This is a genomic window from Metallibacterium scheffleri, assembly GCF_002077135.1.
In the GTDB taxonomy this organism is placed as follows: domain Bacteria; phylum Pseudomonadota; class Gammaproteobacteria; order Xanthomonadales; family Rhodanobacteraceae; genus Metallibacterium; species Metallibacterium scheffleri.
The window spans coordinates 174122-197923 of the sequence record NZ_LDOS01000002.1 but is presented as its reverse complement, the minus strand read 5'-3'; the positions used below and the strand labels follow the sequence as shown (position 1 = coordinate 197923).

Annotated in this window: 20 protein-coding genes; 12 read left to right on the top strand and 8 right to left on the bottom strand. The window is 68.1% G+C overall.

Translation table 11 applies throughout. From position 1 onward, the window contains the following. Positions 1–92 precede the first annotated feature (92 nt). The 3 genes from Mschef_RS06120 to Mschef_RS06110 all read left to right on the top strand — a co-directional run bounded on the left by Mschef_RS06120 (position 93) and on the right by Mschef_RS06110 (position 4112). Positions 93–1697 (top strand): electron transfer flavoprotein-ubiquinone oxidoreductase, encoded by a 1605-nt coding sequence (locus Mschef_RS06120; RefSeq protein ID WP_081129854.1) that lies wholly within the window; start codon positions 93–95, stop codon positions 1695–1697. Next, positions 1694–3088: a ClcB-like voltage-gated chloride channel protein gene (locus Mschef_RS06115; RefSeq protein WP_081126992.1), complete on the top strand. Its 1395-nt coding sequence runs from the start codon at positions 1694–1696 to the stop codon at positions 3086–3088. Before Mschef_RS06120 ends, Mschef_RS06115 begins: the two co-directional genes overlap by 4 nt. A 121-nt stretch (positions 3089–3209) precedes the next feature. Continuing rightward, on the top strand, positions 3210–4112 hold the full coding sequence (locus Mschef_RS06110) for an NUDIX hydrolase (RefSeq protein WP_081126991.1): 903 nt from the start codon (positions 3210–3212) through the stop codon (positions 4110–4112). Positions 4113–4252: 140 nt separating this feature from the next. On the opposite strand, the gene trhA is transcribed toward Mschef_RS06110, so the two are convergent. The 3 genes from trhA to Mschef_RS06095 form a co-directional block, all read right to left on the bottom strand. Then, positions 4253–4918, bottom strand: a complete 666-nt coding sequence (trhA, locus tag Mschef_RS06105) for a PAQR family membrane homeostasis protein TrhA (RefSeq protein WP_081126990.1) — start codon at positions 4916–4918, stop codon at positions 4253–4255. Between the two features lie 67 nt (positions 4919–4985). After that, on the bottom strand, positions 4986–5387 hold the full coding sequence (locus Mschef_RS06100) for a GFA family protein (RefSeq protein ID WP_081129853.1): 402 nt from the start codon (positions 5385–5387) through the stop codon (positions 4986–4988). Between the two features lie 18 nt (positions 5388–5405). Beyond that, positions 5406–5843 (bottom strand): hypothetical protein, encoded by a 438-nt coding sequence (locus Mschef_RS06095; protein ID WP_081129852.1) that lies wholly within the window; start codon positions 5841–5843, stop codon positions 5406–5408. A 156-nt stretch (positions 5844–5999) separates the two neighbouring features. On the opposite strand from Mschef_RS06095, the gene Mschef_RS06090 reads away from it, so the two are divergent. After that, positions 6000–6821 carry a universal stress protein gene (locus tag Mschef_RS06090; RefSeq protein WP_081126989.1) on the top strand — a complete coding sequence of 274 codons (822 nt, stop codon included), beginning with the start codon at positions 6000–6002 and terminating at the stop codon, positions 6819–6821. Positions 6822–6931: 110 nt separating this feature from the next. Here the strand turns inward: Mschef_RS06090 and Mschef_RS06085 are convergent, their stop codons facing one another. The 3 genes from Mschef_RS06085 to Mschef_RS06075 all read right to left on the bottom strand — a co-directional run bounded on the left by Mschef_RS06085 (position 6932) and on the right by Mschef_RS06075 (position 10181). After that, positions 6932–8305, bottom strand: coding sequence for a leucyl aminopeptidase family protein (locus Mschef_RS06085; RefSeq protein WP_081126988.1), 1374 nt, complete (start codon positions 8303–8305; stop codon positions 6932–6934). 89 nt (positions 8306–8394) lie between these two features. Then, complete coding sequence (locus Mschef_RS06080) at positions 8395–9096, bottom strand: HAD family hydrolase (RefSeq protein ID WP_081126987.1); 702 nt, start codon at positions 9094–9096, stop codon at positions 8395–8397. Beyond that, positions 9093–10181 carry a substrate-binding domain-containing protein gene (locus tag Mschef_RS06075; protein ID WP_081126986.1) on the bottom strand — a complete coding sequence of 363 codons (1089 nt, stop codon included), beginning with the start codon at positions 10179–10181 and terminating at the stop codon, positions 9093–9095. The genes Mschef_RS06080 and Mschef_RS06075 overlap by 4 nt, the downstream gene beginning before the upstream one ends. Positions 10182–10737: 556 nt before the next feature. Between Mschef_RS06075 and Mschef_RS06070 the strand changes: the two genes are divergently transcribed. From Mschef_RS06070 to Mschef_RS06060, 3 genes are all read left to right on the top strand, one after another. After that, positions 10738–12885, top strand: coding sequence for an adenosylcobalamin-dependent ribonucleoside-diphosphate reductase (locus Mschef_RS06070; protein WP_081126985.1), 2148 nt, complete (start codon positions 10738–10740; stop codon positions 12883–12885). Between the two features lie 64 nt (positions 12886–12949). Next, complete coding sequence (locus Mschef_RS17635; protein ID WP_176212414.1) at positions 12950–13366, top strand: hypothetical protein; 417 nt, start codon at positions 12950–12952, stop codon at positions 13364–13366. A 155-nt stretch (positions 13367–13521) separates the two neighbouring features. Further along, positions 13522–14223, top strand: coding sequence for a TSCPD domain-containing protein (locus Mschef_RS06060; protein WP_081126984.1), 702 nt, complete (start codon positions 13522–13524; stop codon positions 14221–14223). Between the two features lie 4 nt (positions 14224–14227). Here Mschef_RS06060 and tsaB read toward each other — a convergent pair whose 3' ends face one another. Together tsaB and yoaA are read right to left on the bottom strand one after the other, a co-directional pair. After that, positions 14228–14920, bottom strand: a complete 693-nt coding sequence (gene tsaB / locus Mschef_RS06055; RefSeq protein WP_081126983.1) for a tRNA (adenosine(37)-N6)-threonylcarbamoyltransferase complex dimerization subunit type 1 TsaB — start codon at positions 14918–14920, stop codon at positions 14228–14230. Positions 14921–15015: 95 nt separating this feature from the next. Beyond that, positions 15016–16962 (bottom strand): DNA repair helicase YoaA, encoded by a 1947-nt coding sequence (gene yoaA / locus Mschef_RS06050; RefSeq protein ID WP_081126982.1) that lies wholly within the window; start codon positions 16960–16962, stop codon positions 15016–15018. A gap of 123 nt (positions 16963–17085) precedes the next feature. Here yoaA and Mschef_RS06045 point away from each other — a divergent pair, with 123 nt between their 5' ends. The 5 genes from Mschef_RS06045 to Mschef_RS06025 all read left to right on the top strand — a co-directional run bounded on the left by Mschef_RS06045 (position 17086) and on the right by Mschef_RS06025 (position 23751). Further along, positions 17086–18516 carry an FAD-binding oxidoreductase gene (locus tag Mschef_RS06045; RefSeq protein WP_081126981.1) on the top strand — a complete coding sequence of 477 codons (1431 nt, stop codon included), beginning with the start codon at positions 17086–17088 and terminating at the stop codon, positions 18514–18516. Between the two features lie 4 nt (positions 18517–18520). Continuing rightward, on the top strand, positions 18521–19777 hold the full coding sequence (gene kch / locus Mschef_RS06040) for a voltage-gated potassium channel protein (RefSeq protein ID WP_081126980.1): 1257 nt from the start codon (positions 18521–18523) through the stop codon (positions 19775–19777). Between the two features lie 95 nt (positions 19778–19872). Beyond that, positions 19873–21420 carry a thymidine phosphorylase family protein gene (locus Mschef_RS06035; RefSeq protein ID WP_081126979.1) on the top strand — a complete coding sequence of 516 codons (1548 nt, stop codon included), beginning with the start codon at positions 19873–19875 and terminating at the stop codon, positions 21418–21420. A gap of 4 nt (positions 21421–21424) precedes the next feature. Further along, a complete protein-coding gene (locus Mschef_RS06030; RefSeq protein ID WP_081126978.1) occupies positions 21425–22336 on the top strand; it encodes a ribose-phosphate diphosphokinase in 912 nt (303 codons plus the stop codon). After that, positions 22333–23751, top strand: a complete 1419-nt coding sequence (locus Mschef_RS06025) for an MBL fold metallo-hydrolase (RefSeq protein ID WP_081126977.1) — start codon at positions 22333–22335, stop codon at positions 23749–23751. Before Mschef_RS06030 ends, Mschef_RS06025 begins: the two co-directional genes overlap by 4 nt. The last annotated feature ends 51 nt before the right edge of the window (positions 23752–23802 follow it).

Genomic DNA, 23802 nt, shown 5'->3' with positions numbered 1-23802 from the left:
CCGCTCCCCGCGCAAAATCGCATTGTGCGCGTTGCCGCCCACGCCGCAAAGCGCGAGAATCAAACGAACGTTTCAATGCCGGCCGCATGACCATGAGCGAACGCGATGTGATGGAGTACGACGTGGTGACCGTCGGCGCCGGTCCGGCCGGACTGGCGTTCGCGATCCGCCTCAAGCAGCTCAAGCCCGAGGCGCGTGTGTGCGTGATCGAGAAAGCCGCCGCCGTCGGCGCGCAGATCCTGTCCGGCGCAGTGATCGAGCCGGCGCCGCTGGACGCGCTGCTGCCGGACTGGCGCAAGACGCCGCCGCCGGTCTGCGTGCCGGTGCGGCACGACGAGTTCTGGTGGCTGCGCAACCCGCGCAAGGCGCTGCGGATGCCGACCCCGCCGCAGATGCACAACGCCGGCAACTTCATCGTCAGCCTGGGCGCGTTGTGCGCGTGGCTGGCGCCGCAGGCCGAGGCGCTGGGCGTGGAGATCTATCCCGGCTTCGCCGCCGCCGAACCGCTGTTCGATGCGCAGGGCGCCGTGACCGGCGTGCGCATCGGCGATATGGGCGTGGCGCGCGATGGCAGCCACAAGGCCAGCTACACGCAAGGCATCGACATCAAGGCTGCGCTGACGGTACTGGGTGAAGGCTGCCGCGGCAGCCTGAGCAAACATCTGATCGCGCGCTACGGCCTGGATCGCGGCGCGGACCCGCAGACCTACGGCATCGGCCTCAAGGAGCTCTGGCAATTGCCGGCTGGCCGTGGCGAGCCGGGCAAGGTGGTGCACACGCTGGGCTGGCCGCTGGACCCGGCAACCTACGGCGGCAGCTTCATGTACCACCTCGACGGCGACCGTCTGGCGATCGGCTTCGTGGTCGGCCTGGACTACCGCGATCCGATGTTCTCGCCATGGGAGGCGTTCCAGCAGTTCAAGCAGCACGCGCGCGTGCAGCCGTTGCTGGATGGCGGACAGATCCTCTCGGCCGGCGCGCGTGCACTGGTCGAAGGCGGCTATCAGTCCCTGCCGAAGGTCGAGATGCCGGGTGCACTGCTGATCGGCGATGCCGCGGGACTGCTCAACGTGCCCAAGATCAAGGGCACGCACCAGGCCATGCGCTCGGCCATGCTGGCCGCCGAACACGTTGCCGCGCAGGGCTATGGCAGCAGCGGTTGGGATGCGCGCCTGCGCGCCTCCGCCGTGGTCGGCGAGCTGCGCCGCGTGCGCAATATCCGCCCCGGTTTTCACAAGGGGCTGTGGCTCGGGCTGGCCAACGCCGGCTGGGAAACCGCGCTCGGCGGGCGCTCGCTGTGGACGCTGCGCAATCACGCCGATCACGCCCAGCTCGCGCGCGTGGACGCGCAGCAGTCACCGCCACGCGACTACGTGCCGCGCAGCCTGCCGCCGCGCGACCGCCTGGCCAGCGTGTACTTCGCCGCCACCGAGCACGACGAGGACCAGCCGGTGCATCTGCAGGTGGCCGACACCGGCATCTGCGTCGGCCGCTGCGCCACCGAATACGCCAATCCGTGCACGCGCTTCTGCCCGGCCGGTGTCTACGAGATGGTCGCTGACGCGGCCGGCAAGCGCCTGCAGATCAATGCCGCCAACTGCGTGCACTGCAAGACCTGCGACATCAAAGACCCCTACCAGATCATCAACTGGGTGGCACCAGAAGGCGGTAGCGGTCCGAACTACCAGAACCTGTGAGCGCGCCTGTCGATTCCGCAGGCGCCGCGCCGGCGCGCCCGGCACCGGCAACAGCCGGGCCAGCCTCGACGCGGGCACCGGGCTATCACGGCGATGACCGCTGGCTGCTGCTGTGGGCGGCACTGATCGGCGTGGTCGGCGGGCTGGCCACGGTGTTGTTCCACGAGGGCATGGCGCTCACCGAACGGCTCGCCACGCAGCATCCGGGCAGCCTGGTGCACGCGGCCGAGATGCTGGCACCGTGGCGCCGCGCCATCACTCCGGCGCTGGGCGGCATCGCCGCAGGGGCGATCCTGTGGCTGGCGCAGCGCGCCGCCAAGGGCAAGAAACAGCCGGATTATCTGGAAGCCATCGCCATCGGCGACGGTCGCCAGGATGTCAAAGGCACCCTGCTGCGCAGCGCCTCCTCGTTGTGCACCATCGGTGCCGGCGGCTCGATCGGCCGCGAGGGTGCGATGGTGCAACTGGCTGCGGCCACCGGCTCGTGGATCGGTCAACTCGCGCGTTTCGACGGCGACGACCTGCGCCTGCTGCTGGCCTGCGGCGCGGCGGCGGGTTTCGCCGCGGCCTACGACGCGGCATTGTCCGGTGCGATCTTCATCGCCGAGATCGTCTATGGCACGCTGGCCATCCGCCGCCTCGGTCCGCTGATGGTGGCCTCGGTGATCAGCAACGTCACCGTGCACCAAGTGCTGGGCTACAAGCCTGTGTACATGATCCCGCCACTGCACGTGGCCACGCTGTGGGAGCTGCCGCTGTTCCTGATCATGGGCGCCGCGCTGGGCGCGCTGGCGCCGCTGTTCATGGCCACGCTGGACGGCGGCCATCGCTTGGCCGCGCGCCTGCGTTTGGGCCTGCCGCTGAAACTGGCACTGGGCGGGCTCATCGTCGGCCTGATTTCAGTGCTGTATCCGCAGGTCTGGGGCAACGGCTACAGCGTGGTCAACGATGTGCTGCATTCGCCGTGGCCGGTCACGCTGGTGATCGCAGTGCTGATCGCCAAGGTGCTCGCCACCGCCGCGACCACCGGCTCGGGCGCGGTCGGCGGCGTGTTCACGCCGACCATTTTCGTCGGCGCGCTGCTCGGCCTGCTGATCGGCAGTGCTGCGCACGCCCTGTGGCCGGGCAGTTCGCTGCCCATCGTGTATGCGGTGATCGGCATGGGCGCGTTCCTGGCAGCGACCACGCACGCACCGCTGATGTCGTTCCTGATCGTGTTCGAGATGACCCTGGAATACCAGCTGGTACCAGCACTGATGTTGTCGTGTCTGGCCGCTTATCACATCTCGCGTGCGATCCATCCGCAGTCGATCTATCACGATGCCCTGCACCGTGGCACCGCCGCAGAAGAAGACGTCGTGGACAGCACGCCACCGCCAGCGTCGACCTGATCGGTCAATCGTCACGGCGTGTGACGCGCGCTTGGCATCACTTCTGCTTGAGCCCAACACGAACCTGCCGCGGGTATTCCCTTTGGCAGTGGCGTAGGCTCAATGCAGGAGTGCTTCGGATATGCCGGATGCGTTAGGTGTCAACCTGGAAGCGGTGATCCTGGCCGTGACCGCAGCTACACCGCGCGTGCTCACCACCACCACGGCGGAGGGCTGCGCGCTGCCGGCGGGCCCGCTGGACAGCGCCGCGCATCCCACGCTGGAGCGCGGCCTGCGTGAGTGGGTACAGCGCGCGAGCGGTTTCCAGCTCGGCTATGTCGAGCAGCTGTATACCTTCGGCGACCGCCAGCGCGATCCGCTCCTGCGTCATGCGCGGCCACGCACGATCGGCATCGCCTACCTCGCGCTGACGCGCGAGCAAGCCCTGCCCGAAGGTGCCGCGCACTGGCACGATGTGTATGCCTTTCTGCCGTGGGAGGACTGGCGCCAGCAGCGCCCGGCCCTGCTTGATGCGGCGCTGGCGCCGGCACTGCTGCACTGGGCCGGCGCCATGGCGCAACGGCGCGAGCGCGTGGAACTGGTATTCGGCCTGCATGGCGCGCCATGGGATGCCGAGCACACGCTGGAGCGCTACGAACTGCTGTGGGAAGCCGGGCTGGTGGCCGAGGCCGGTGGCGCGCCGGGACTGGGTCGCACATTGGTGCAGGATCACCGCCGCATCCTGGCTACCGCGCTGGGACGCATGCGCGGCAAGCTGCGCTATCGCCCGGTGGTATTCGAGCTGCTGCCCGAGAGTTTCACCCTGACCCAGATGCAGCAGGTGATCGAGGCGCTGACCGGACGTCGCCTGCACACGCAGAACTTCCGCCGCCTGATCGAGAACGCCGGTCTGGTCGAGGCCACCGGCGCGCAAGCGCGCGCGCCGCGCGGGCGTCCGGCCGCGCTGTTCCGCTTCCGCCGCGAGGTGCTGCGCGAGCGCCCGCAACCCGGCGTGCATTATCCGGGCGCGTGGCGATCGCGCTGAGCTGCGCGCGTTGCCGATCTTTGCATTGCGGCCCCGCAGAAGCGCCGATACCCCGCCGTGTACTGCTGCTGATCCAGGTGGCTGCCCGCACTTGCCATGCTGGGGCGCTTGGCTGCGCGCAAACAGCCGCCGTGCTGTGTTCAACGCGCCAGCGGCAGCAAATACAGCAGCACCGCGAGAAACTGCAGCACGCTGCCGGCCAGCACGAACACATGCCAGATGCTGTGGTGAAACGGCAGTCGCCGCCACAGATAAAACGGCACGCCCAGGGTGTAGGCCACACCGCCCGCCAGCAGCAGGGCAAACCCGCCACTGGCCAACACCGCGTGCAGTGGCGCAAACGCGAACACGCCGATCCAGCCCATGCCCACGTAGACCAGCGCCGCCAGCCAGCGACGCTGCCCCCAACCGCTGAACTCCAGCACGCTGCCAAGGCCCGCCAGCACCCAGATCGCCGCGAACAGGCTCCAACCCCACGCACCCCGCAAGGCCAGCAGGGTGAACGGCGTATAGGTGCCGGCGATCAGCAGATAAATGGCGACGTGATCCAGGCGCCGCAGACGCCGCTTGGCATCGGCGCCACGCACGGCGTGGTACAGCGTCGACGCGCTGTACATCAGCACCAGCGCGCTGCCGAACACCACCACGGCCAGCAGCGCACGGACCTGGTCCAGTGCAGCCGCAGCCACGATCAACAGCACCAGACCCGCACCGCTGAGCGCGATGCCCAGCGCGTGAATCAGCATGCTGACTCGCTCGTCATGCAGGTTCAGTACGCTGGGACGGGGCTGATTGTGGCTATTCATTGGCAACTCCGGCGCCGAAAATGCACGCGATCACTTACCTGTACGACGCGACACGAACTGCGCCGGTTCAATGCGGGCCTGGCACGCTCAGATGCGCCAGCGCGGCGGTGCTGGCCTCGCGCTCGGTATCGCGGAAGGCCTGCAGCGTGTACTCGGGCACGCTGTCGACGTCCAGGCAGCACAGGTTGATGTCGATGCCATCCGGGTGCGAGCGCGGCACGTAGAAACTCTTGATGCCACAGGTCGCGCAAAACAGACGTCGCGCCGTGCCAGTGTTGAAGCGGTATTCGCGCAAATCCTCCGCCCCGCTGAGCAGGCGGAACCGCGCAGCCGGAATGATGAGATGCAAGTAACCGCTCATGCGGCAGATCGAGCAATCGCATTCCAGCACCAGCGGCTGCACCGGCAGCTGGCACTCGAAACGCACGCGACCGCAGTGACAACCGCCGCGGCAAGTATGCAGCTCCACGCGTGCCAACCCGATGCGTCAATCAGCCTTGATCACGAACTTGCCGAAGGCGATGCCCAGATCCCAGCCCTCGCCGGTGCCGGCCAGTGCCAGGGTGACGTTGCCCTTGACCAGCACCTGCGCGGCGCTGGAGCGGACCACGCCGGCGTGGGCTTCGGCGGTGGCGTAGGCGCCGAGCACGTCGCGGATGTCGCGCACACCGGCGAAGCGACCGTGTCCGTCGTGGATCTCGGACTTGCCGATGGTCAGGCCGCCGCCCTTGGTCTCGATGCTCACGCGCAGGCTCTGCCCATTGTCGCAAGTGACCACACCGCTGCCGCGCGCGGTCTGATAGAACAGCGACCAGCCCTTGAGGCTGTAGGTCATGCGGCAACTGATATCGCGCGCCTGCGCGGGCATGGCGACCATGCCGCCAACCAGCAGCAGACCGACGCACAGAATCCTGGCGGTGAGCATACGCATGAGGCACTCCTTGGAATCGTGACGACGCATCAGCACCGCACTCGCGGCGACGCAGCGCGGGCGATAGTCTTGCCGCATCACCCTACGCAGCGCAATGCGCAAAGCATACGCGGCGTTGACGCCATTCACATCCAGCGGAGTCGTGCGCCCATGTCCACCCTCGAATTCATCGTGCACGTTCCCCATCCCGGCACGCGCCATGCGGCCCTGGATCTGGCCCTGGACCTGGCCGCGCGCCTGCAGGCGCGGCTCAGTGGCGTGTTTGCCGCGGCCCTGCCCAGCGCGGCGTTCGCCGTGCCCGAAGCGATCACGCTGCAGGTGCAGGAAGCCGAGCAGGCGCGCAAGCACGCCGCCGCCAAGACCGCGTGGTGGCAGGAACTGTTGCGCCAGCGCGATCTGCACGGCGACTGGCGCGTCGGCGAGGGCGACCTGGCGCAGGTGTTGTGCCTGGCCGCGGCCAGTGCCGATCTGCTGATCGTGCAACGTCCGCAGACACGCGAGGATGCGCCGATCGGTTTCGGCAGTACCTCGCGCGCGGTATTCACCGCGGCCAAGCCGGTACTGATCGTGCCCGCGGCCGGCGCGGCCAGCGTCGGCCAGCGCGTGTTGATCGCCTGGAACGGCAGCCTGGAATCCGCGCGTGCATTGCATGGCGCGGCGTCGTTGCTGGCCCATGCCGACGCCGTGCATGTACTCGACGGCAGCCGCGAACGGGGCCCGGAGGGACTGGCCTGGCTGCCACCGCTGGATCTGCCGGCGTGGTTCGCGCAACGCGGCATCAATGCCGCGATCGAGCGCCTTGCCGCGCTAGGCGCGCCAGCGCCCGCCATCCTGGCGCGCGCGCAGGCCTTGCAATGCGATCTGATCGTGCTGGGCGCCTGGGGTACCTCGCGGCTGACCGAGATGGTCCTCGGCGGCGTCACCCGCGCGCTGTTCCGCGAATGTCCGCTGCCCCTGCTGGTAGCGCACTGAGTCGAGACCATGGAGCCCGGAAAGGCCAGTGCGGTTCTGTGGGCCAAGCGGCGGCGGGGATAGGGACCGCACAGACGGATTTACAGCCCGGCCAACCAAAGTCCGACAGGCTAGGCATAGCGCTGCCGCAGAAAAGCAAAAAACGCACGCAGGCTTTGTGCCTCGCCGCCACGCGGCCGGCCGGGGCGATCCGCGTCGTTCCATGCGTACACGTCCACGTGCAGCCACGACGTGGTGTCCGGCACGAAACGTTCGAGGTACAGCGCGGCGGTGATGGCGCCGGCATGGCGCGAGGCGCCACTGTTGGCGAAGTCGGCCAAGTACGAATCGAGCATGCGCCGGTACGGACGCCACAGCGGCAGCGACCACAGCGGATCGTGCTCGGCCTCGCCGGCGGCCAGCACCGCCTCGCGCAACTCGCGGCGATTGCCGAACAGCGCCGGCAGGTCGGGTCCCAGCGCCACGCGCGCGGCACCGGTGAGTGTGGCGAAATCGATGATCAGGTCCGGCTGCTGCTCGGCGGCGTAGGCCAGCGCGTCACACAGGATCAGGCGACCCTCGGCATCGGTGTTGTCGATCTCCACGGTCTGCCCGCTGCGCGTGGTGATGACCTCGCCCGGACGCAGCGCGTTGCCGGCCACGGCATTCTCCACCGCCGGGATCAACAGAGTGAGACGTACTGGCAGCATGGCCCGCATCACCAGCCCGGCCAGCGCCAGCGCGTGCGCGGCGCCACCCATGTCTTTCTTCATCCAGCGCATGCCGTCACCGGATTTCAGGTTGAGTCCGCCGGTATCGAAGCACACGCCCTTGCCCACCAGCACCAGGTGCGGGTGCTTGCGCTTGCCCCAGCGCAATTCGATCAGGCGCGGCGCGCGATGACTGGCGCGGCCGACGGCGTGGATGGTGGGGAAGTGGTTCGCGAGCAGTTCATCGCCGACCCATTCGCGCACCTTGGCGTCGTGCGTCTTGCCGAGCGCGTGCGCGGCGGCGGCCAGATCGGCCGGACCCATGTCCTCGGTGGGTGTGTTGACCCAATCGCGCACCTGCGCGGCGGCATCGAGCAGGGGCTGCAGTTCGGCCAGCAACGCCGGTGCCACGAGCAGACGCGCCGGTGCGCGCGGCGCCTTGCGATAACGCGCGTAGCGATAACCGCCCAGCGCGAAACCCAGGGCCGCGAGACGCGTGTCACCCAGCACGCCTTCGGCGGCCAGCGCGTAGTCACCCTCGGGCAGGCTCTGCGCCAGCGCAGCCAACGCCCACAGTGGCTCCTCGCGATCGACGCCAACCAGCACGCGCGCGAGCTTGCCGTCGGCATCGGGCAACAGCAGCACGCTGCCGGCACGCGCGTTGAAATCACTGGCCTGCAGCCAGTGCCGCTGCGCCGCGGTCAGGCGTTTGCGACAGGCCGGCAGCGCTGCGGCGTCGAGGCTTTCGATCGGCACCGCGTGCTGGCCGCGGCGCGCTTCGATCAGGTTGGACATGGACAACTCCGCAAACGATGGAAGGGAATGGAATGGCGCGTGGCGCGCGCTGCTGACTTGCGCCGATGCACGCCACGCAAACCGCCATGCTAATCCGCGCCAAGATGTGCCGCACACCAGTCGGCGAGTTCGCCAAGATCGCGGAACACCAGCGCAGGCATCGGACCCGGGCCGGGCCAGACGCTGGCGGTGCGATTGAGCCACGCCGCCTGCAAGCCGGCAGCGCGGGCACCGGCGACATCCAGCAACGGATCGTCGCCCACGTGCAGCACCTGCGCGGGCATGCAGCCCAGGCGCTGGCATAGCGCGGTGAAAATGCGTGCGTCGGGCTTGGCCACGCCCGCTTCGCGCGCCGAAACCTGCACGGCGAAGTGCGCATCGATACCGATGCGCGCGAGATCGGCATTGCCATTGCTCAGGCTGGCCAGCGGCAACAGTGCGGCCAATCGCGTCAGCGCCGGCAACGCGTCGTCATAAAACACCACGCGATTGCGCGCGGAGAAAAACGCCTCGAACGCCGGCTCGGCCTGCGCCTCATCGGCACCGCAGGCGCGCAGCGCATGCGCCAGAGACAAGCGGCGCTGCGCGCTGAAATCATGCGCGATCTCGGGGCAATGCCGCGCGATGCGCGTGCGCAATTCGCGCATGGCTGGCGGCGGCCACGCCGCGGCCACCGCGGGTACGTGCGCGTGCAACCAGTCGTGCAGGCTGGCCTCGGCGGCGGCGATCGCCGGTTCGATCGGCCACAGCGTGTCGTCGAGGTCGAGACTGAGCGCGCGCAGCGGTCTCACTCGCCGCCGCCGCCCTCGCTGGCGTCGGCAGTCCGCAGCACCGGCTTCACTTTCCTGTCCAGCGCATCACGCGCTTGCATGCGCGCTCGCGCCGCCTGCGTGCTGGGCGAGGTCGGCGCGATGCTGGCGCCTTGCGAGTAAGTCGCGCCAGGCGCAGCCAGCGGACCATTCATGGCGATCTTGCCGGCGCTCTGCTCGGCAGCGAGGCGCTGCGCGATCCAGGTGGCGCGCGTCTCGGCGCCCGCCGCCAGCGCAGCGCCATCGGCGTAGGGGATCATGCCCTGCGCACGGATCACCGCCTGGCCCCTGGGGCCTTCGGCGAAGCGCATGAATCTGCGCACCTCGGCCGCCTTCGGATCGTTCGGATTGCTGCCGAAATACAGTGGCACCAGCATCGGATAAGTGCCGTCGCTGATGCTGCGCGCATCCGGCTTGATGCCTTCGACGCGCAACATCTGCAGCCTGGGGTTGCGATAGACATTCGAGTACGCGCTGACCCCCAGCGCATCGGGGTCGAGGCCCACCGCGACCTGCAATTGCTGTGTGTTGAGATACAGGCGCGGCGCCGCGATCTCCTGGTCACCACGCCCATACAGGAACTTGCGCAGGTCAAACTCGACGCCATCCAGCGGGCTGGCGATGGAGTACAGATTGATCGGCTTGTCCGGACCGCCGAGCTGACTCCAGTTGGTGGTGTAACCCATGTACACCTGATACAGCTGCTGCAAGGTGATGTTGTGCACCGGATTGTCGCGGTGGGTGATCAGCACCAGCGCATCCCAGGCCAACGGGGTGAACACCAGACCTGATTCCTGCGGGCGTCCGGAAAACGGCGGCCGCGCGCTGCCCGCGATATCAACCCTGCCATCGAGTGCCTGGTCGATGCCGGAGATGGTGTTGAACGAATCCACATCGAGCCTGCCGCCCTCGTCGCGCGCCCAGGCCTTGGCAAGGCCATCAGCGAGACTGTGGGCGGTGGTGAAATCGCCACGCCAGCGCAGCGTGGCCGAGGCCGGCGCGGCGATGGCCTGAGCGGCGACCGCAGTGCACAAGAATGACAGCAGCAACAGACAGGCGCGACGCATGCGGGTGGTCCCTGGAAAAGGCAGGGCGATTATCGGCACTGTGGCACACACATGCACGCATCACGTCACGGTTCGCGAAATCGCTTGGCGCTGGATTGACAGGCGCAGGCGTACAGGCAGCCACGCATGGCGTACGCCTCGAAACGGCAAGTCGGCAATCACGGCCCGCCGTCCGGATTTTGCAACGTGCGGCCACGCAACCCGACGTGTGCGCAGCCTTGGCGCAAGCACGTGCGCGGCAGCACAGAAATGCGTTGACACCTTGGCGTGCCGGCGCTAGTTTTGCCGCCTGCTTCGCCACAAGATGTTGTGGTCGCAATTGCAGTGCGACCCAACCTGTGGGAGCCGGCGGGACCACCGGGAGGGATTCAACGATGTCAGGACATGCCTTGAATTCAAGCCCGGCACGTCGGCGCGGTCGTGCCTGCAGTGCGCTGGCAATGCAACCGCTTCGCCTGCCGCGCCGCGCCTCGGCATTTCCTGTCGTGGCCCGCATTCCGCGCCTGCGCGCGCACCGTCAAATCCGCGCAGCCATGCACAAGGAGTCCAGCAGCACATGAGCACGGCACGCGCCACCACCACACTTCCCGACGCCGCAGCGATTCCGTTGCAACCTGCTTCGTTCGACATCTGGGACAAGAAGTACCGTCTCAAATCAAAGCAGGGCGCGGCGGTGGATGCCGACATCGACGCCAGCTATCAGCGCATCGCGCGCGCGCTGAGCGAGGTTGAGGCCACGCCGGAATTGCGCGAGCACTGGTGCGAGCGATTTTTGTGGGCGCTGCGCCACGGCGCGATTCCGGCCGGGCGCATCACCTCCAACGCCGGCGCGCTGGCGCACAAGCCCGCTACCAGCACCATCAATTGCACCGTCTCGGGCACCATCACGGATTCGATGGACGATATTTTAGAGAAAGTGCACGAGGCCGGGCTGACACTGAAGGCTGGCTGCGGCATCGGCTATGAATTTTCCACGCTGCGCCCGCGGGGTGCGTATGTCTCGGGCGCCGGCGCTTACACCAGCGGCCCGCTGTCGTTCATGGATATCTACGACAAGATGTGCTTCACCGTATCCAGTGCCGGCGGTCGCCGCGGCGCGCAGATGGGTACCTTCGACGTGGCCCATCCCGATGTGCGCGAATTCATCCGGGCCAAGCGCGAGGCGGGTCGCCTGCGCCAGTTCAATCTGTCGCTGCTGATCACCGATGCGTTCATGCAGGCGGTCGCGGACGACGCCGACTGGCCGCTGCTGTTCCCGGTGCACGTCAAGGAACAGGACGAGGTCGTGCTGGACGACCCCGCGCAGGTGATCTGGCGCGAGTGGCCCACGCACGAGAATTACGTCGACCGCGCGGATGGCATGGTGGCCTGCAAGATCTACGGCCACGTCAAGGCACGACACCTGTGGGACATGATCATGGTGTCGACGTACGACTACGCCGAACCGGGCTTCATCCTGATCGATCGCGTCAACGAGATGAACAACAACTGGTGGTGCGAGGCCATCCGCGCCACCAATCCGTGCGGCGAGCAGCCACTGCCACCCTATGGTTCGTGTCTGCTGGGCTCGGTCAATCTCACTCTGTTCGTGCGCGACGCCTTCGGACCCAAGGCGCGCTTCGACTGGGACGAGTACCGCGAGGTGGTGCGCGTGTTCACGCGCATGCTCGACAACGTGGTCGAGATCAACGGCCTGCCGTTGCCGCAGCAGCGCCACGAGATCCAGCGCAAGCGCCGCCACGGCATGGGCTTTCTTGGCCTCGGCAGCACGCTGGCCATGCTCAAGCAGCGCTACGGCAGTCCGGATGCCTGTCGCTTCACCGCGGAGGTCGCACGCGAGATGGCCATCGCCGGCTGGGAAGTGGCGCTGCAACTGGCCGAGGAGAAGGGCCCCGCTCCGATCCTTGCGGAGGACTTCACGGTCAATGGCGCCATGTTGCGCCAGCGCCCGGAAATGGTGCGCGACGGCTACAAGGTCGGCGACAGCGTGCCCGGCCGCGTGCTGCACGCGAGATACAGTCATTATATGCAACGCATCGCCGGAGTACGCCCGGATCTGGTGGAAAAACTTGCGCAGGTCGGCGCGCGCTTCACGCACCACAGCTCCATCGCACCGACCGGCACCATCTCGCTCAGTCTCGCCAACAACGCCAGCAACGGCATCGAGCCCAGCTTCGCCCACCATTACTCGCGCAACGTCATTCGCGAGGGCCGCAAGAGCAAGGAAAAGGTCGAGGTCTACAGCTTTGAACTGCTGGCCTATCGCGCGTTGATCAACGCCGAGGCCATGCCTGGCAGCGAGGATCCCAGGTCGAAGCTGCCGGATTATTTCGTCGCCGCCGACGACATCTCGCCGAAAGAGCACGTCGATATCCAGGCCGCCGCGCAGCAGTGGGTCGACAGTTCCATATCCAAGACCGCCAATGTTCCCACCGAGTATCCCTACGAGGACTTCAAGGACATCTACCGCTACGCCCACCAGCAGGGCTTGAAGGGCTGCACGACGTTCCGCTTCAATCCCGCGACCTTCCAGGGTGTGCTGGTCAAGGATTCGGATCTGGAAAGCACCCTCTACCGCTTCGAGTTGGAAGACGGTAGCGTGGTCGAGGCAAAAGGCAATGAGGAAGTGGAGTACGACGGCGAGATGCACACCGCCGCCAATCTGTTCGATGCGTTGAAGGAAGGTTATTACGGCAAGTTCTGAGCACCGAGGGAATGCATCCGCGTCCCGCACGTCTCATGGTTCAACCACTGTCGGAGCTGAAGTCATGCAAAGCGAACACATCAATACCGAAATGACCCTCGTCACGGGCATGCCCGCCGCTGTCATGCCGGTCATCGCAACGCCTGCGCCTGTGGCAGGCACCCCAGCCAGGAAAAAGCCGGCTGCAAAGAAGAAAGCCGCGGCCAAGAAGCCAGTGGCCAAGAAAGCGGTTGCGAAAAAGGCCGCCGCGAAGAAGGCCAGCGCCGGCAAATCGGTGAAAAAGGCTGTGAAAAAAGCCGTGAAAAAGGCGACACCGAAAACTGCCGCCAAGAAAACGGTCAAGAAATCCGCCAGGAAAGTTGTCAAGGCGGTGAAGAAGGCCGTCAAGGCGGTCAAGAAAGCGGCGGCAAAAAAGGCCACCGCCAAGAAGACGGTCAAGAAGGCCGCCAAAAAGTCCACTGCCAAGAGCAAGAAGAAGTAACAACCGCAAGCCGCCGCGGGCGCCGTAGTCGGCGCCTGCGGCGCATTTTCCGGTGCCTGTCGCGCCCCGCGTGATCGCGCACTCCTCACCGCGCCCCCCCGCCGCTCGATCACGCATTCCTCGATTCCTCGCATCCGCGACTCGGCAGACCCAACATGACCATCAAGATCACCCACAAGATCAAGAGCTACAGCGTTGCCCGCGCGGATGCCGCCAGCAGTAACGCAGCGCCTGCCGTGCCCGAGGCCGAAGTGATCCAGATGCACGAGCGCCTGCAACGCCCCGAGGTGCTGGTTGGTTCCACCTACAAGATCAAATCACCGCTGTTCGAGCACGCGTTGTACGTCACCATCAACGACATCGTGCTCAACGCCGGCACCCCGCACGAGTCGCGGCGTCCCTTCGAGATCTTCATCAACTCGAAGAACATGGACCACTTCCAGTGGATCGTGGCGCTGACGCGCATCATGTCCGCCGTGTTCCGCAAGGGTGGTGACGTCACCTTCCTGGTCGAGGAACTCAAGGCCGTGTTCGATCCGCGTGGTGGTTACTTCAAACCCGGCGGGGTGTACATGCCATCGATCGTGGCCGAACTCGGACTGATCATCGAGCGGCACCTGAAAAGCATTGGCATGATCAAGGACGGCGAGCTTTCCGCCGAGCAGCGCGCGCTGATCGCCGAAAAGCGCAGTGCCTACGAGGCCACGCTGAAATCGCCCGAATCCGCCGCCGTAGGCGCTGACACTTCCGGCTATCCACCCGGCGCCACCCTCTGCGCCAAGTGCAACACGCCCGCCATGGTGCTCATGGACGGCTGCGCCACCTGCCTGAGCTGTGGCTACAGCAAGTGCGGTTGAAGGCTCAAACCAGGTTGCGCTCGACTCGGGTGAAGGCAACCTTGTCGCGCAGATAGACAGGCAAAGCCTGCGCGGCAGGCAGACCGCCACCCGCGGCGAACAAGGGTGCTGCGAGCCGCGCGACGGACGCGGCCTGTGGCTGCGCGGCGGCATCCACACCGGACAGCCCGGCGTCGCCCAGGCGGACGCGCAGCGCCTCGGCATAGACGCCCCAGCCGCTGCCGATGCCAAACCACGCACCCGCTGCGGGCACGCGCAGCGCCGCGGCGGGTCCCACCGTTTCCTCGCCCAGGGTCTGCAGCGCAACGTCGCCAACGCGGCGGAACGCGCCGACGTAGACCTCGCCCATGCGCGCGTCCAGCACGGCAAGTATGTCGTGTGCGTCGCGCGGCGCATCCAGTGCCAGCGCCGCCAGCGTGGACACCGGCAGCACTGGGCGATCGAGCGCGAAGGCCATGCCTTGCGCCACCGATAACGCCAGGCGCACGCCGGTGAAGGAGCCGGGCCCGCGACCGAATGCGATGGCGTCGATGGCGCTGCGCGCCACGCCGGCTTCGGCCAGCAGTTGATCCAGCAACGGCAGCAGTAGTTCCGCATGGCGCCGCGGCGCGTGCAGGCTGCGCGCGTACACCGCGCCGTCACGGTACAGCGCGGCGGAACATTGATCGGTGGCGGTTTCCAGCGCGAGCAGGATCATGCGCGCAGCTTAGGCGAGTGCGCTGGATTCGTCATGCGCGGGACCCGGGGGGGGAAAGGCTGTAAACCACGAAAAACTCCACTCCCGCTTCCACCTTAGGGCACCGTTGCAGTCACCGGCGCAGCGGCGAAAAACGCCTGCACGTCTTCGATGCGCTGGCTGCGCGGCATGTCCGGCAGACTGGCCATGAACAGCTTGCCATAGCCGCGCGCACTCAGGCGCGGGTCGCATAACACCAGCACGCCGCGGTCGTCGATGCTGCGGATCAGGCGCCCGGCGCCCTGCTTGAACGCGATCACCGCGTTGGGCACCTGCCACGATGCGAATGGGTTTTCGCCGGCTTCGCGCAGCGCGCGCAGACGCGCCTCCAGCACCGGATCGCCCGGCGCCTCGAACGGCAGTTTGTCCATGGCGACGACGCTGAGCGCCTCGCCGGCCACGTCCACGCCCTCCCAGAAGCTGGCGGCGCCGAGCAGCACGCCATGTCCGCTGGCGCGGAATTGCTCGAGCAATTCGTGGCGCGGCGCGCTGCCCTGGACGAACAGCGGCCACGGCATGCGCGCGGGCAGCCACTCGGCGGCGAGCTTGAGCGCGCGGTGCGAGGTGAACAGCAGGAACGCGCGCCCACGCGATGCGGCCAGCACCGGCAGCAACGCTTGCAGCACGCACTCGGTGTAATCGCGTGCCTGCGGCTCGGGCAACCGCGGCGGTAGATAGCACAGCGCCTGGCGCGCGTAGTCGAACGGGCTTTGCAGCAGCAGCGTGCGCGGCGCCGTGAGCCCCAGGCGCTGGATCAGGTGCTCGAAGCGCCCGGCCACGGTGAGCGTGGCCGAGGTATACACCCACGCCGCCGGCATGCGCGCGCGTAACGCCTGCAGTGGCTTGGCCACATCCAGCGGCGTGGCATGCAGGGCGTAGCCGCGCGCGTGGCGCTCATACCAGCGCACGCTGTCACCGAGCGACTCCAGCGCGCGCAGCCGTGCCAGAAGTTCGCCAGCGCGCTGCGTGCGTTCGTACACCGCAGCCAGGCCCTTGGCGCGCGGTGCCTGGGTTTCCAGCGCGGCGCTGAACTCGCGCAACGCCAGTGCCAGCGACTCCAGTGCGTGCGCCAGCGCCGGTGGATCCTCCAGCGCATCCAGAGCACCGCGTTCGGGCAGAGATTCCAGCGCCAGGCGCGTCTCGCGCAGCGCCTGCTGCAGGGCATCCACCACCGGGCTGAGCGCGGCCAGCGCGCCGCTGACGCCGCTGCATTCGGCCAGCGAGTCCTGCGCCAGATCGGACAGTTGCCGGTGACTGAGCGTTTCGGTGAAGAACTGTCCGGCCAGTTCCGGCAACTGGTGCGCCTCGTCCATCACGAACGCAGCGGCGCCGGGCAGGATCTCACCGAAGCCATCCTGCTTCAGCGCCAGATCGGCCAGCAGCAGGTGATGGTTGACCACCACGATCTGCGCCTCCTGCGCCGCGCGCCGCGCCTTCACCAGCCAGCACTCCTCGAACTGCGGACAGGTGCCGCCCAGGCAGTTCTCGGTGGTGGAAGTGACGCGCGGCCATATCGGTGCGTCCTCGGGCACAGCCGCGAGTTCGGCGCGATCACCGCTGCGCGTGGCCGCGGACCATTGCCGCACCAGCGCGAGCTGGTGGGTTTCCTGCGCACCGCCGCGGCCATCGCCCAGCGCCAACTGCAGTCGGTGCAGACACAGGTAATTGGCGCGACCCTTGAGCAGGGCGGCGTGCGGCGTCAGCCCCAGCGCCCGCGCCACGCGCGGCAGATCACGCTTGAACAACTGATCCTGCAGCGCCTTGGTGCCGGTGGAGATGATCACGCGACCTTCGCTGCGCAGCGCCGGCACCAGATACGCGTAGGTCTTGCCGGTGCCGGTGCCGGCCTCGACCAGCAACTCGCCACGCGCGGCCAGTGCCGCGGCTACCGCTGCAGCCATGGCCTGCTGCGCGGGCCGCGCCACGAAGCCGTCGATGTGCTGTGCCAGCGCGCCGCCGGCGCCCAGGGGGTTATCGGCCAGAAGGTCGTCGGATGCATCCATCGCGGTAGTATCGCCGACGCGGCGGGCACGAACCCGCATTTGCCGTCGTGCGCGCAGTGACGCGGCGCCCGCGTCCGCCGCCGCGCTGCAATCAGCCAGGAACGCGTTGGACCGGAAGGCAACATGACCACGACTGATCTATTGCCAGCACTGCGTGCGGCGCTGGGCGCCGACTACGTGCTTGCCGCGCCAGCGGACATGGCCGGCTACGCCGAGGATTGGCGCAAGCGCTATCGCGGCGTGCCGCGGGCGGTGGCGCTGCCGGGCACAACCGAACAGGTGGCCGCGGTGGTGCGCCTGTGCCGCGACGCCGGCGTGGCCATCGTGCCGCAGGGTGGCAACACCGGGCTGGTCGGCGGCGCCACGCCGGATGCCAGCGGCACGCAGATTGTTCTCGCGCTCAAGCGCATGCGCCGCGTGCGCAGCATCGACGTGGCCGACCGCGTGCTGGTGGCCGAGGCCGGCTGCGTGCTGGCCGAGGCGCAGCGCGCTGCACGCGCAGCCGGCTTGCTGTTACCGCTGAGTCTGGCCGCCGAGGGCAGTGCGACCATCGGCGGCGTGCTGTCCACCAACGCCGGCGGCACCGCGGTGCTGCGTTATGGCAGCGCGCGCGCGCTGTGTCTGGGGTTGGAGGCGGTGACAGCGCAGGGCGAGATCTGGCGCGGGCTGTCCACGCTGCGCAAGGACAACACCGGCTATGACCTGCGCGATCTGCTGATCGGCGCCGAGGGCACGCTGGGCATCATCACCGCCGCCAGCCTGATGCTTTATCCGCAGCCCGCGGCGCGACGCACCGCCTGGGTGGCGCTGGCCGACGTCGCCGCCGCCGTGGCGCTGCTGAATCGCGCGCGCGACGCGCTGGACGCCGACCTCACCGGCTTCGAGCTGATCAGCAGCGCATGCCTGCGGCTGGTGGCACGGCACTTCCCGGCGCTGCACGCGCCACTGCCGATCGACGCCGCGCCCTGGTTCGTGCTGCTCGAGCTGTCCGACAGCGAGGACGACGCGCACGCGCAGGCGCGGCTGGAAACCGTGCTGGGCGCGGCGCTGGAAGCCGGCGCCGCGCTCGATTGCGCCGTGGCGGCATCGCTGGCACAGGCCGAGGCGATGTGGGCCATCCGCGAACACATCCCGCTGGCGCAGGCCAGCGAGGGACTCAACATCAAGCACGACATCGCGGTGCCGGTATCGCACATGGCCACATTCGTGGCCGACACCGCGACGCGCCTGACGCAGATGATGCCGCAGGCGCGGCTGGTGATCTTCGGGCATCTGGGCGATGGCAATCTGCACTACAACATCCAGGCGCCCGTGCAGGCCGATGCGGATGCGTTTCGCGCGCAGCACGAACACGCCTGCAACGCGCTGCTGCACGATGCGGCGGTTCGCGTCGGCGGCAGCTTCTCGGCCGAGCACGGCGTCGGCCTGCTGAAAACCGCCGAGCTGATCCACTACAAAGACCCGGTCGCGCTGCAGATGATGCGCGCGGTCAAGCGCGCGCTCGATCCGCAGGGCTTGATGAATCCAGGCAAGGTGCTGCCTGCGGCAAGCTGAAGCCATGAGCGAAGCCTCCACACCCGAGCCATCCGCATCGCCACCCCCCGCATCGCGGCGGCATGGCGCGGCACGTGACTGGCGCAAGCTGCAGGCGCAACTGGCCACGCCGCTGCGCGGCTTGCGCGCGCGCTGGCAGGAGTACGGCCCGCAGGCCCTGGCGGCGCTGCTGGCTGCCGTCATCGGAGCGCTGCAATTGCGCGCGCAGATCGCACCGCTGCTGGGCGCGTGGCAACGCTTCGAACAATACGGCGCCCCGGCGCTGCTGCAGATCGCCACCCTGCTCGCGCTGCCGCGCATGCTGCTGGGCCTGGGCTTGATCCTGATGGCGTTCGCGCTGCTCGCGCGCGCGCGCGTGGCCTGGGTGATCAGCCTGCTGCTGGCGCTGTTCTCCGCCGGGCTGGCGCTGGGGCGAACGCACAGCGCCAGCCCGGTGTTTGTCGGCGGCGCGGCGCTGATCCTGCTGTTGCTGTTCTACGCGCGCCACTTCCGTCGCAGCAGCCTGGCCGCCAGTTCGATCTTCGCGCTGCTCAGTGTCGGCGGCCTGCTCGCCTACGGCGTGCTTGGCAGCTTGTGGTTCGGCGCCGGCTTCGACCCGCCGATCCGCGATCTGTCGGGCGCGTTCTATTTTTCCATCGTCACCATGTCCACGGTGGGTTACGGCGACATCGTTCCGCATAGCGTCGAAGCACGCATGTTCACGGTCTCGCTGATCGTGCTGGGCATCACCGTGTTTGCCACCACGCTGTCGGTGGTGATCGGACCGCTGGTTGGTGGCAGCATCAAGCGCGTGCTGGAGGGCCGCATGCAAAAAAGTCAACGGCAGAACCATTACGTCATCATCGGCATGTCCAGTCTGGCCTTGACGCTGTGGCAGCAGTTGCGCCTGCGCAACGTGCCGGTCACGGTGATCGTCGCGCCCGGGCGCCCGCTGCCCTACCCCGAGGATGCCGATCGCGTCGAGGGCGATCCGACCCGCGACAGCGTGCTGCGCGAGGCCGGCGTGGCGCAGGCCAAGGCGGTGTTCGCCCTGCGCGAGGACGACGCCGAGAACGCCTTCGTGGTGCTGGCGGTCAAGGAGCTGGCGCCGGGCGTGCGCACCATCGCCGCGGTCAATGATGCGCAGCATCTGAACAAGATTCGCCGCGTGCAGCCGGATGTGCTGTTCGCGCCGCAGGTGCTGGGCAGCGATCTGCTGGTGCGGCGCCTGTTCAACGAGCCCGTCGACGAAGGCACAGTGGACAAATTGCTGTTTCAATGAGCGCGGACGTGTGGCGCGCTTGACGCAGGTCAAGACGCGGACGCGGCACACGCGCACAATCGGGGCTGCCGCCGCATCCGGTGCCTCGTCGCGTCATGGCCACGCCCACCTGCCCGTCATCGCCAGCCGAACCGGTCGCTGCCGACCTGGTTCCGCTGCGCGCGCGGCGCCTCGGCATCGACACGCACCACGAGCCGGTGGTGGTGCTGCGCGCCGACTCGCCGGTATGCCGCGCCGAGGGCTTCGAGGCGCATGCGCGCGTCGAGGTGCAGGGCGCGCAGCGCAGCATCGTCGCCACGCTCAACATCCTGACCACGGGCGATCTGCTCGCGCCCGATGAGGCGGGTCTGTCGGAATCGGCGTGGCGGCGCCTGGCGCCGGCCGCGGGCGAACGCCTGCGCCTGCGCAACGCGCCGCCCAGCGACAGCATGAGCTACGTACGCGCCAAGATTTTCGGCGCGGCACTCAACGAAAACCAGTTCGACGCCATCATCGGCGAGATCGTGGCCGGGCGCCTGTCCAATGTGGAGATCGCGGCGTTTCTGGTGGCCTGCGCCAATCGGCGCCTGCGCGCCGCCGAGGTCGTCGGCCTGACCCGCGCCATGGTGCACGCCGGCAGCCGCCTGGACTGGCCGCATCCGCGCGTGGTGGACAAGCACTGCATCGGTGGCCTGCCCGGCAACCGCACCACGCCCATCGTGGTGGCCATCGCCGCCAGCCTTGGCTTGCTCATGCCCAAGACCAGCTCGCGCGCGATCACCTCGCCGGCCGGTACCGCCGACACCGTGGAAACCTTCACGCGCGTTGATTTGAGTCTGCAGGACATGCGCCGCGTGGTCGCGTCCGAAGGCGGCTGCATGGTCTGGGGTGGCGCCATGAACTTGAGCCCGGCCGATGATTTGCTGATCCGCGTCGAACGCACGCTCGATCTGGATGGTCAGGGTCAGCTGGTCGCCTCGGTGCTGTCGAAAAAAGTGGCCGCCGGATCGACGCACGTGCTGATCGACATCCCGGTCGGACCCAGCGCCAAGGTGCGCAGCCAGGCCGAAGCACAAGCATTGCTGCACGCGCTCAGCCATACCGCGCGCGCCGTCGGTCTGCATGTGCAGGGTCTGATCACCGACGGCAGCCAGCCGGTGGGGCGCGGCATCGGCCCGGCGCTGGAGGCGCACGATGTGCTGGCAGTGCTGCGCAACGCCGCCAATGCGCCTGACGACCTGCGTCAGCGCGCCCTGCAGGTGGCCGCGGCGGTACTCGAACTGGGCGATCTGGCGCAGGGCGAGGCCGCGCATGCGCTGGCGCGCAATTGCCTCGACGAGGGCCGCGCGTGGCGCAAGTTCGAGGCCATTTGCCTGGCCCAGGGCGGCCTGCGTGAGCCCGGCGTCGCGGCGTTCCGGCATCCACTGACTGCCCTGCGCGACGGGCGCGTGACGCGCATCGACAACCGCCTGCTGGCACGCGCGGCCAAGCTGGCCGGCGCGCCGCAAGCACCCTGTGCCGGACTCTGGCTGGGCGTGCACGTCGGCGAGCGCATCGCGCGCGAACAGCCGCTGTTCGTGCTGCACGCCGAGTCGCGCGGCGAGCTCGCTTATGCGCTGGATTACGTGCAGCGGCACCCCGACATCGTGCACGTGGAGGCTTGATGCAATGACCCTGATCAACCTGTACCCCCTGCCCGGCAACGAAGCCACCGCCGCGCGCATCACGCAAACGCTTCGCGCGCGCGGACATGACGCGCGCGTAGCCACATGCGAGGTGCACCGTTTCCCCGACGGTGAAGCGCTGCTGCGCCTCGATCCACCTGCGCCCGAGGCCGAATCGGTGCTGGTCTGCACGTTGGATCATCCCGATGCCAAGACCGTGCCGCTGCTGATGGCCGCGGCGACGCTGCGCGAACTGGGCACGCGACGCATCGGCCTGGTGGCGCCGTACCTGGCCTACATGCGCCAGGACGCGCGCTTCGCGCCCGGTCAGGCGATCTCGGCGCGCGTCTATGCGGCCCTGCTGTCGGCGCACTGCGACTGGCTGCTGACGGTGGACCCGCATCTGCACCGCATCCATGACCTGGGCGAGATCTACACGCTGCGCGCGCACGCCCTGCATGCCGCGCCGCTGCTGGCCGATTGGATCACGCGCAACGTCAGCCGGCCGCTGATCCTCGGCCCCGATCGCGAAAGCATGCAATGGGCCGAGGACGTCGCGCGCCGCGTGGGCGCGCCCCTGGTCATACTGGACAAGACCCGGCTGGGCGACAGCGCGGTGCGCATCAGCGTGCCCGACCTGACGCGCTGGCCAGGGCACACGCCGGTGCTGATCGACGATGTGATCAGCTCCGGCCGCACCCTGATCGCCGCGCTCGAACACCTGCGCACGCAGCACACGCCGCCGCCGGTGTGCGTGGCCGTGCACGGCCTGTGCGCGGGCGACGCGCTGCCGGCCATCCTCGCCGCCGGCGCGGCACGCGTCATGTGCAGCAACAGCGTCGCACACGCCGCCACGCCGATCGACCTGACCGGCTTGCTGGCCGACGGCATCGTCACCATGCTGGCGACGCCGTGATCCGCTTTTCCAGTCACGGCGCCGCCAAGCAGGTCACCGGCTCCTGTCACCTGATCGAGACCGCACGCGCGCGCGTGCTGGTTGACTGCGGGCTGTTCCAGGGCGGCCGCGAACTGGAGGAAGACAATAGCGGCGCCTTCGCATTCGATGCGGCGTACATCGACGCGGTGTTGTTGACGCACGCGCATCTGGATCACTGCGGACGCCTGCCGCTGCTGCACCAACGCGGCTTTCGCGGCGCGATTTACGGCACGGACGCGACCCGCGAACTGGCGCGCCTGGTGCTACTCGATGCCGCCGGCCTGCAGGAAGAGCAGGCGCGCCGCGCCGCACGCCGCGCCAGCCGCGCCAGCGCAACCGTGTCGTTGCCGCTGTATGGCATCAATGACGCGCTGCGCTGCATCGACGCGTTCGCCGCGCCGCTGCGCTACGGCGAGCGCCGCGAGGTGGCCGGCGGCATCCACGCCACCTTCGTCAACGCCGGGCATATCCTCGGCTCGGCTTCGGTGCTGCTCGAGATCGAGGATGGCGACGAGCGCCTGCGCGTGCTGTTCTCCGGCGATATCGGCAATCCCGGGCGGCCCCTGCTGGACGATCCTGCGCCACCGCCTGCCGCGCCCGACATCGTGGTCATGGAAACGACCTACGGCGACCGCGATCACCGTCCGTGGCAAGCATCGGTGGACGAGCTGGTGCAAGCCGTTGCCGTCACCCTGCAGCGCGGCGGCAATGTGATCATCCCGACCTTCGCCCTGGAGCGTGCGCAGGAAATCCTCTACGCGCTGTACAGCGGCATCCGCGCCGGCGCGCTGCCGCAACCGCTGCCGGTGTTCCTCGATTCGCCGATGGCGATCTCGGCCACCGAGATCTTCCTCGCGCACCGCGACGCGCTGCGCGCGAGCTTCGTCGAAGAGCTGACGCAACACGATCCGATGCAGCTGCCAGGTCTGCGCATGACGCGCGAGACTGCCGACTCGATGGCCATCAACCGGATCCGCGGCGGCGCGGTGATCATGGCCGGCTCGGGCATGGCCAGCGGCGGACGCGTGCGCCATCACCTGCGCCACAATCTGGGACAGGCGGACAACAGCATCGTGTTCGTCGGCTACGCCGCCAATGGCACGCCGGCGCGAGAGATCATCGATGGCGCGCGCAGCGTGCGCCTGTTCGGCGACGACATCGCGGTGCGCGCGCGCATCCACACCATCAATGGCTTTTCGGCGCACGCCGGACAAAGCGAATTGCTGGCCTGGCTGCGGCGCTGCGGACAGCCGCAGCGCGTGCTGCTGGTGCACGGAGATTACGCGCGCGGCATGCAGGCCTTCGGCGCGCTGCTCGATCGCGCAGGATACGCTTGGCAAATGCCCGGCGCGGGCGAGCCCATCCTGCTCGGCGGTCATGCGCAGCAAACTTGATCTGGATCAAAACCGGCGAAGCCGGCGCACGCCAGCATATCCGGTGTCGCG